Genomic DNA, 9,701 nt, shown 5'->3' with positions numbered 1-9,701 from the left:
AGTCCGTGCAATTTTCACCATTTACCTCTTCATTAAATACTTTTAGTTGATAGTCCCCAACTTCCATATCTGCTGGAATTGTGAATTCTGCCGTTCCCGAAGCATCCCCACCACTCAAATCTACTGGCCGTCCATAAAATAAGATATTCCCACTTGTCTTATCACAAATTATCAGGGAAACGCTTCTGCTCCCTCCACCTCTGGCACCATTGTATTGAAAACTCACGGTATCACCTGGATAAGCGGCAATATTGGTCGTAGTTGTTGAAAGTGACAGATTCGTATTATCCTCCACCGTCATCTTAATGGCACTCGATGGTGTTTGTACCGTCTCCAAAGATGTGCTCCCTACCGGCTCCGATTTCATGCCCTCTCCCTTGGCATCAGATGTGAAGAGAACAGATGGCAGATTTAAATAGAAAGCGGGGCGCGGGGCGAAAATGTAGTCGACCTCAAGGTTGTACGTAGAAGCGCCGCCGGGACTGCCGACGTAGGCCTCAGGCGTAAACGCAGAATAGGGCGAACGCAGCCAAAAAGTGAGGTCATATGAACGCACGGTACTGTTTCCAACAGTCCTCCATTCATCCAGTGAAAGTGGCCAAAATTTCTGGTTAGTTGGGGTCGCTCCCTTTATTCCGTCCAGTGTTGCTCTTGTTTGAATCATGCCAGGTTCAAGACCTGTTCCAATGGGTAAGGCATTCATTGTGCTCTGTAAAGTACTACCCTCATATGTATTCACCATGTTCATTGGGTTAAACTCATTAAAACCAAAATCATGGTTCTTACTCCATAAGGTAAGCTGTGTATCTCCACCCGACTTTACACCATTGCTGCTGTCTCCAATCACCCACCACTCATGTCCGCCAAAGCCGATTACCGTTTCGTTGATAGTATAGGAAATCCCACTGCTTGTCACTGGTTCTATTCCTACTGCTGCTTGTGTTGTTTCTGCAAAAGTATCGCTCATACATACTCCCGCAATCATTGCCGTTGCCATTAACAGCGTCAACACTCTTTTTTTGACTGTTCTTATCATTCCTGCTCCTCCATTCTATACGTGCTCTAGACTTAACAATTATAGTAGGAATACCCCATCGAAAACAAGTAACTTGCACGAATGACCACTTTTTCTGCACGAAATGACAAAAATCGCCCCTAAATACCATAGAACAGAATACGGAGACTGTGGTAAAATATGAGTAAGGAGGTTTCCAAATGAACATACTAATCTGTGACGACTTACAATTGGATGCTGCCCAGCTTAACAATCTGTTGCAAGCTTCTGGCTTTCAAGTACATATCCATTCGTTTCTCTCTGCCAATGATGCACTGAACTTCATCCGTAACGGCGCCGTAGTCGATTGCTGTTTTCTGGATATAGTCATGCCGGAAATGGATGGTATTTCTCTTGCATCTGCCCTGCGGAAAGAGGGCTATACCGGAAAAATTGTGTTTCTGTCCTCCTCCAAGGATTATGGCCCTGAAACTTATACCGTGGATGCTTTTTCCTATCTGCTAAAGCCACCCAGTATAGAAAACATCAGTACTCTGCTGAAAAGGCTGGAACAAAACAAAGATTCTGATGATCAGGCGTCAATTACGGTTCAGTCAGGAAAGACAACAAAGATACTTTTGTATCGTAATATTTCCTATATAGAGGTGATGCTACATAAGGTTTATTTTCGCATGACCGATGGCAGCGAGGTTTGTATGAACGCTACCTTTTCTCAGGTTGCCACCCAGCTGCTTAGTGATTCCAGGTTCATTCAATGCCACCGCTCCTACGTGGTCAATATGCAGGATATTGCTGAAATTTCCGAGCGTGAAATTATCACCCATAATGGTAATCAGATACCCATTCCTCGAAGTTATAAGAATACGCGAAGCAAATTTTATCAATGGAAATTCGGAGGTGAAAAATAATGAATGTACAGCCCATTTATTTTGTAATCAATTATATGATTCTTTTCCTCAATATTTTAAATGGTATTTTTTGCTTCGGTGCAAAGCAGAAGCGCCAGCTTCCTATGCTCTTATCTGGCACTGCACTTTTAATTTTCAACTTGGTTGTCTATCTCCACCCTGCCACGGCTGCTATTTTTGAGCACATCCCTGTTTCTGTGTTATGGTTTGTGTTTTTTTATGCTTTCAGCAACGGACACTTTTTTGCCAAGTCCTTTATCTTCTTCGGGATATTTTATATCACCTTGTATCTCTATGTAATGGCATCTTTTCTTGCAGAAAGCTTTTATCCATATGAGAGTAACGGTTACTTTTACCTTCTCTTTTCCGTGACATTTGTGCTCTTTCTTATCTGTGGCACATTATCCTGGCGCTATGGCCGAAAAATCTGCAACAAGCTCTTTCTATACGTCCACACTGCAGAATGGACTGTTTATATGGTTCTCACAATACTGATGCTGATTGTATTGGGCTATGCCTACTTTTCACAGGGAATTATCTGGCATCCGGTTTCTCTTCAGTCAAATCCCTATTTTCTTCTTTTGCCCACTGTGATGTTTGGATGCTTTGCACTGATTATAACCGCCATTTTAAGCACCCATGAAAAAGCCCGGTATAAATACGATGCAGAGTTTGCTCAAAGTATTATATCCACCGGACGGGATCACTACCAGAAAATGGATGAAATGTATGAGCGCCTTCGCGTTTTACGCCATGACTACAAATATCATCTCAACGCCATCCAAAAAATGATTCAGGCAGGTGATAATACGGGAGCAAAGGAATATCTCACCGATATTGAACAGAAATTATCTGGCTATGAGCTGCAAAATTTTTGCACCAACCATGTCATCAATGCTCTCATAGCCGAATACTCCCAACGGTGTAAAAAATTGAATATACAGTTTGAAGTGAAAATGAATATACCGAAAGAGCTCGGTGTTCCCGACTATGAATTGTGTATTATCCTCGGTAACCTTTTAGAAAATGCCGTAAACGCCTGTGAAAAACTGCCTCGACAATCCACCATTTGGCTGGAAACACAAAACACACGAAACCAGCTTCTCTTTATGGTAAAGAATCACTTTGACGGCAACATTTCCCACGAAGGTGGAATCCCCTACAGCAAAAGAGCAAACGGCGGATTAGGTTTGAGAAGTGTAACAGAGGTGATTGCCGAACATGGCGGAGATTTGTTTTTTGAATGGGATAACACCTGCTTTACCGCTTATGTGGGGCTAAAGCTTTCACAAAAAAAACCAGGAACATAAAGTTCCTGGCTTTTTAAGGCGCAGACGAGATTTGAACTCGTGAATCAAGGTGTTGCAGACCTATGCCTTACCACTTGGCTACTGCGCCTCGTTATGAGCACTTAGCGATTGTTCTTTAATCGCTTACGTGGGATACATGTCACAACACTTAGCGATTGTTCTTTAATCCCTTACGTGCAATGACTCCTACGGGAATCGAACCCGTGTTACCGCCGTGAAAGGGCGATGTCTTAACCTCTTGACCAAGGAGCCATAAGCTGTGTCACTATCAATAAGCAACTTTGATATAATATCATGGTTCCAAAGGAAATGCAAGCCTTTTTCATCATTTTCCATTGACTTTTTCGGGCTTTTTCGCTATCGTTGATTCTATACGAGAAATAGGAGAAAAAACATGAAATCAGTTGTTATAGCAGAAAAGCCTTCCGTTGCCAGAGACATTGCAAGAGTACTTCATTGCAGCAAAAAATTGCCTGGTGCATTCGAAGGAAATACTTACATTGTCACTTGGGCTCTCGGTCATCTTGTAACTCTTGCTGATCCCGAAAAATATGACACAAAATATAAAACCTGGAAGATGGAAGATTTACCGATGCTCCCGAAAAAATGGGAATTAGTTGTAATCCCCCAAACCTCAAAACAATATAGCCTGGTCAAGAACCAGCTTTTCCGAAAAGATGTAAAAGACATTATTATCGCAACCGATGCCGGACGGGAAGGAGAGCTTGTTGCCCGTTGGATTTTGGAGAAGTCCAATTGTAAAAAGAATATCAAACGTCTTTGGATTTCCTCGGTAACTGATAAAGCTATTCGTGAAGGCTTTTCCCACTTAAAAGATGGAAAGGAATACGAAAATCTTTATCATGCAGCGACTGGCCGTGCAAAATCGGATTGGCTTGTTGGTATCAATGCAACCAGAGCCCTTACCTGTAAATATAATGCCCAGCTCTCCTGCGGAAGAGTACAAACCCCTACCCTTGCCATGATTATGAAGCGGGAAGAAGAGATACGAAGCTTTAAACCACAGGATTATTTTGGTCTCACCTGCTCCGGAAAGCAGGTTGATTTCACTTGGCGAAACCGCAAAAATAAAAGCTATCGTTCCTTTAGCAAGGAATACCTGGATGCACTTTCAAAGGACCTAAAGGGAAATACCCTTAAAATCACAGATGTAACCACCTCCTTAAAAAAGAGCTTTGCTCCAGGACTATACGATTTAACTACGTTACAAAGAGATGCCAATTCAAGATTTGGCTTCTCTCCAAAGGAAACCTTAAATATTGCTCAACGCTTGTACGAAAACCATAAAGTATTGACCTATCCAAGAACGGATTCTAAATATCTTGGAAAAGATATTATCTCTACATTACCAGACCGTTTGAAGGCTTCTGGTGGCGGTTCCTACAAACCTCTTGTCAGCAATATATTAAGAAATGGTATTAAAACCAATTCTTCCTTTATAAATGATGGCAAGGTGAGTGATCATCATGCAATTATACCTACAGAGGAATTTGTCAATCTAAGCAATATGACTCAGGAAGAAAAGAAAGTATACGACCTAGTCTTACGCCGCTTCCTAAGCGTCTTTTATCCACCATATGAGTATGAGCAAAGACAGATTACTGCCACGTTTAAAGAAGAAGAATTTGTGGCAAAAGGAAAACTGGTAAAAAGCGAAGGATGGAAAAGTGTTTACTCTTATCAAGAAGATTCCATAGAGGAAGACTCCTTAAAAGAGCAGACTCTGCCTGACCTAAAAAAGGGTGAAGAAATTCTCATTGCAAAAGTTGTAATCAACAGCAAAAAGACCACTCCTCCTCCTCGTTTCACAGAAGGTACCCTCATTGCTGCCATGGAAAATCCACTCCAGTTTATGGAGGGCGACCAAACTCAGAAAAATACTTTACGGGAAACTGGTGGTCTTGGTACAGTAGCAACCCGTGCTGACATTATCGAAAAGCTTTTCTCCAGCTTCCTTATGGAAAAAAAGGGAAAAGAAATCCATATCACCTCCAAGGGCAAGCAATTATTAGAGCTGGTTCCAAAGGATTTAAAGAGTCCCGAATTAACTGCAAACTGGGAAATGGAGCTTACGAATATTGGGAAGGGAAAAAAGAAAGAAAAGCCCTTTATTGATGGTATTGAATCTTACACAAAAGAGCTGATTCAAGAAATCAAAAGAGCTGATGGAAAATTCAAGCATGACAATCTAACCAATACACCTTGCCCTCGCTGTGGCAAGAAGATGCTGTCTGTAAATGGGAAAAACGCAAGGATGCTGGTTTGCCAGGACAGAGAATGTGGCTATCGGGAAACCATTGCAAAAATCACCAATGCCCGGTGTCCAAATTGTCATAAAAAAATGGAATTAATTAAAAAAGGAGATTCCGAAACCTTCGTTTGCTCCTGCGGACATAAAGAAAAATTAGAAGCATTTAAGACTCGTCGGGAAAAAGAAGGTGCCGGTGTTACGAAAAAGGATGTACAAAAATATTTAAAGACTCAAAAGACCGAGGAATCTTCCACCTCATTAGGAGATATGCTGAAAAATTTAAAATTGTAATATTGACAAAGACACACTTACTCTCTATACTAAGTGACAGGGAATGAGGTTCTCCCTTAGTTTTAACTAAAACCGCTATTTTTAGCTGATGACTTCTGCCAATTGCGCAGAAACCATCAGCTTTTTTATTTTAGGAGGAAATATTATGTTATTCAGTCTTGCTGCAATTTTACTGTTTGGAATGTTTATGGGATGGCTTTGTATGAAAATGCAGCTTCCCAGTCTGCTTGGAATGCTATTTACCGGTATTCTTTTGGGACCCTACGTTTTTAATCTCATTGACCCATCCATCCTTTCTATTTCTGCTGAGCTCAGAAGAATTGCCTTAATTATCATTCTAATCCGAGCCGGTCTTTCCCTTAATTTAAATGATTTAAAGAAAGTTGGGAGACCTGCTCTGCTGATGTGCTTTCTTCCGGCTTGTTTTGAGATTCTTGGAATGGTGGTGCTGGCACCACGTCTCCTGGGTATCAGCATTCTGGACGCTGCCATCATGGGTGCTGTAGTCGGTGCTGTTTCACCTGCAGTTATCGTTCCTAAAATGTTAAAACTTATGGAAGAGGGCTATGGAAAGGCTCATAGTATCCCTCAATTAATTTTAGCCGGAGCCTCCGTGGATGATGTCTTTGTCATTGTTCTTTTCACTGCTTTTACTGGATTAGCACAAGGAGAATCCCTTTCTCTAAAAAGTTTCCTTAATATCCCTCTCTCCATTGGAATTGGAATTGCCCTTGGAGCATTCGTCGGGTTCATACTAATCGGCCTTTTTACACGCTTTCACATCAGAGACACTGTCAAAGTAATCATATTACTTTGCGTATCCTTTCTTTTTGTTACTCTTGAGGACACTCTTGCAAATGTAATTCCATTTGCTTCTTTAATTGCCGTTATGGTATTGGGAATCGTAGCACAGAAAAAAAGAGCTCCTTTGGCAGTGCGCCTGTCCTCCAAGTTTAATAAGTTATGGGTAGCATCTGAAATCCTTCTTTTTGTTTTAGTCGGTGCAACCGTTGATATTAACTATGCCTTTTCTGCCGGATTCATGCCTTTCCTTCTAATTCTGGGGGTTCTTATTTTTCGAATGCTTGGTGTATACCTCTGCCTAATCAAGACAGAGCTTACAAAAAAGGAGCGAATCTTCTGTATGATTGCTTACACACCAAAAGCCACTGTACAGGCTGCTATTGGCGGAATCCCCCTTTCTATGGGACTTCCCTCTGGAAATATTATTTTAACCGTTGCCGTTATTGCTATACTGTTAACTGCACCATTAGGCGCTTTTTCCATTGACATTAGCTATCGAAAGCTTTTAAACAATACTTCTGCAAACTGTTGACACGGACACTCTGTTGTGATAAAGTCATTTTAACCGTTGAAGAAGAATAGTATCTGTGAAAAGTTTCCTTCTCAGAGAGCTGCATATGGTGGGATTGCAGCAGGAATATCACAGTGAATGGACTTTCGGAGGTTATTTTTGATGAGTGGATGGAAACATCAAGCCGGGTGGTACCGCAGGAGTAATTACTCTTGTCCCTGCAGTTAATACAGCAAGGATACAGGGTGATTTTTTATTACCTAAAACCCCTTGCAAAACCGTGCAAAATGAAAGGAAGAAGATGATGAACAAGAATGAAATTCCCTACAAAATCTATTTAGAAGAAAGTGAATTACCAAAGCAATGGTATAATATCCGTTCTGATATGAAGAATAAACCAGCACCACTTCTAAATCCTGCCACCTTAAAACCAATGACAAAAGAAGAGTTAGGTGTTGTGTTCTGCGACGAACTGGTTAAGCAGGAATTAGATGATACGACTGCCTTTATTGATATTCCAGAAGAGATCACAAGCTTTTATAAAATGTACCGCCCAGCACCTTTGGTTCGTGCATACTTCTTAGAGGAAAAGCTTCAAACACCGGCAAAGATTTACTATAAATTTGAAGGAAATAACACCAGCGGAAGCCACAAACTTAATTCTGCAATTGCACAGGCTTACTATGCGAAAAAGCAGGGATTAAAAGGTGTTACCACTGAAACCGGAGCCGGTCAATGGGGTACTGCTCTTTCCATGGCATGTTCCTACTTTGACCTTGATTGCCAAGTATATATGGTCAAAGTATCTTATGAGCAAAAACCTTTCCGCCGTGAAGTCATGAAAACATATGGGGCAAGTGTCACTCCTTCTCCTTCTGAATTTACTGAAGTTGGACGTAAAATTTTAGCAGAACATCCCGGTACAGGCGGAAGCCTTGGCTGTGCAATTTCCGAGGCAGTCGAAGTGGCTCTCGGAAAAGATGGTTACAAGTATGTACTTGGAAGCGTGCTCAATCAAGTTCTTTTGCATCAGTCTATTATCGGGCTGGAAGCAAAGGCGGCAATGGATAAATACGATATTCGCCCAGATATTATTATCGGATGCGCAGGCGGCGGTTCCAATCTAGGTGGCTTAATGGCGCCTTTTATACGTGAGAAGCTAAGAGGCGAAAAAGATTATCAATTCATAGCAATTGAACCTGCGTCTTGTCCTTCCATCACGCGGGGTGTCTATGCCTATGATTTCTGTGATACTGGGAAAGTATGTCCTTTGTCAAAAATGTATACCCTTGGAAGTGGATTTATGCCTTCTCCAAACCATGCTGGTGGATTACGATACCATGGCATGAACAGTGTTCTTTCACAGCTATTTGAAGATAAACTAATTGAAGCAAGATCCGTTGGACAGACCGAAGTATTTGAAGCTGCCGAATTATTTGCCAGAGTGGAAGGTACCCTTCCTGCACCGGAAAGTGCCCATGCAATTAAAGGAGCTATCGATGAAGCTCTCAAATGCAAAGAAACAGGCGAAGAAAAAACCATTCTATTTGGTCTTACCGGTACCGGATATTTTGATATGAAAGCTTATGAGAAATTCCATAATGGCGAAATGACCGACTATGTTCCCAGTGATGAGGAACTCTCTCAAAGCTTTAACAGCATTATTGGCTATAATAATCCAAATCTAAAATAATATTTTCAAAGAGTTTATGGAGTTGTCTGGAACTAGGCAACTCCGTAAACTACCGCTCTCAATGGAAAAGTTCTCCAGTTTTATCGTCAGCTACTCCACTTTTTTGTCGTCTTTCTTATTTTTTCTGTAAACTCTCTTTTTATTGCTTCCTATTGCTTCCAGCAGCCCTTCCTTAACCATGTTATTAAGAATTGCCCTTGTTCGCGCTACACTTAACCCAAGAACTTCAGATATATCGCTTGTTTTCAACAACTCTTTTTCTTTTAAATATAAAATTATTTTTTCTTGATTTTCCTTTGTTTTAGCGCGTTTCTTTTTATCACCTGTTTTTATCGCTTGTTTTCTATCGCTTGTTTTTATCGCTTGTTTTTCTTTAAACGAAAGTGTCAAAATTGTTCGATTCGGTCCATATTCTTCCTTAATCACCGGAACCTCCCATCCTTCTTGCTCCCCTGTGGAATAAATATCCGGTACTCCACTTCCTGCTCTTTCTCCCACATTAATCATATTAAACATTTTCATTAATGCTTTATTACGTGGATCAGATATGCCACCTCGTAACATCTGATCCTTACCGGTACGAACATCTCCTGGGTTTTCCATAATGATACAATCTCGTTCCTTTTTTATTACAATACCACAACGACCATAGTAGTCTGCATTAATCAAGCAATTTGCCAATGCTTCTCTAATTGCCTTGTGCACCGGAGTATCATCAATTCTATTCCCTCCTTCTATTTTAAATGGAACCTTTAAGTCCTTACTCAACTTATTATACACACGAAAATAAAATGGCTCTATACTAAATGTTGGGGTGGATGATTTATAAAATCATCTGCGCCAGCATTTTCTTTATAAAAAATGCACTTATAACACAAAACTGCTAAAATGTTGTTG

General features: G+C 40.9%; 7 protein-coding genes, 2 tRNA genes and 1 riboswitch. Of the genes, 5 read left to right on the top strand and 4 right to left on the bottom strand.

What is annotated here, in order from left to right:
• A partial coding sequence (locus NHH15_RS15030) for a hypothetical protein (protein ID WP_262067466.1) occupies positions 1-1,036 on the bottom strand: 1,036 nt, incomplete at its 3' end.
• Between the two features lie 179 nt (positions 1,037-1,215).
• Here NHH15_RS15030 and NHH15_RS15025 point away from each other — a divergent pair.
• Positions 1,216-1,923, top strand: a complete 708-nt coding sequence (locus NHH15_RS15025; protein ID WP_262067465.1) for a LytR/AlgR family response regulator transcription factor — start codon at positions 1,216-1,218, stop codon at positions 1,921-1,923.
• Positions 1,923-3,233, top strand: a complete 1,311-nt coding sequence (locus NHH15_RS15020; RefSeq protein WP_262067464.1) for a sensor histidine kinase — start codon at positions 1,923-1,925, stop codon at positions 3,231-3,233. Before NHH15_RS15025 ends, NHH15_RS15020 begins: the two co-directional genes overlap by 1 nt.
• A 16-nt stretch (positions 3,234-3,249) precedes the next feature.
• On the opposite strand, the gene NHH15_RS15015 is transcribed toward NHH15_RS15020, so the two are convergent.
• Positions 3,250-3,321, bottom strand: a tRNA-Cys gene (locus NHH15_RS15015).
• Between the two features lie 92 nt (positions 3,322-3,413).
• Positions 3,414-3,485, bottom strand: a tRNA-Glu gene (locus NHH15_RS15010).
• 142 nt (positions 3,486-3,627) lie between these two features.
• Between NHH15_RS15010 and NHH15_RS15005 the strand changes: the two genes are divergently transcribed.
• The 3 genes from NHH15_RS15005 (at position 3,628) to NHH15_RS14995 (ending at position 8,804) form a co-directional block, all read left to right on the top strand.
• On the top strand, positions 3,628-5,796 hold the full coding sequence (locus NHH15_RS15005) for a DNA topoisomerase III (protein ID WP_262067463.1): 2,169 nt from the start codon (positions 3,628-3,630) through the stop codon (positions 5,794-5,796).
• Positions 5,797-5,826: 30 nt separating this feature from the next.
• A riboswitch (Fluoride riboswitch) is annotated at positions 5,827-5,901 on the top strand.
• A gap of 40 nt (positions 5,902-5,941) precedes the next feature.
• The gene (locus tag NHH15_RS15000) at positions 5,942-7,132 is read left to right on the top strand and encodes a cation:proton antiporter (protein ID WP_262067462.1); all 1,191 of its coding nucleotides are present in this window, start codon (positions 5,942-5,944) and stop codon (positions 7,130-7,132) included.
• Between the two features lie 283 nt (positions 7,133-7,415).
• Complete coding sequence (locus NHH15_RS14995) at positions 7,416-8,804, top strand: TrpB-like pyridoxal phosphate-dependent enzyme (RefSeq protein WP_262067461.1); 1,389 nt, start codon at positions 7,416-7,418, stop codon at positions 8,802-8,804.
• A gap of 90 nt (positions 8,805-8,894) precedes the next feature.
• On the opposite strand, the gene NHH15_RS14990 is transcribed toward NHH15_RS14995, so the two are convergent.
• Positions 8,895-9,572, bottom strand: coding sequence for an ATP-binding protein (locus NHH15_RS14990; protein ID WP_262067460.1), 678 nt, complete (start codon positions 9,570-9,572; stop codon positions 8,895-8,897).
• Positions 9,573-9,701 lie beyond the last annotated feature (129 nt).

This window comes from Aequitasia blattaphilus (assembly GCF_024721305.1).
Classification (GTDB): domain Bacteria; phylum Bacillota; class Clostridia; order Lachnospirales; family Lachnospiraceae; genus Aequitasia; species Aequitasia blattaphila.
This window is presented reverse-complemented; position numbering and strand designations above follow the sequence as displayed.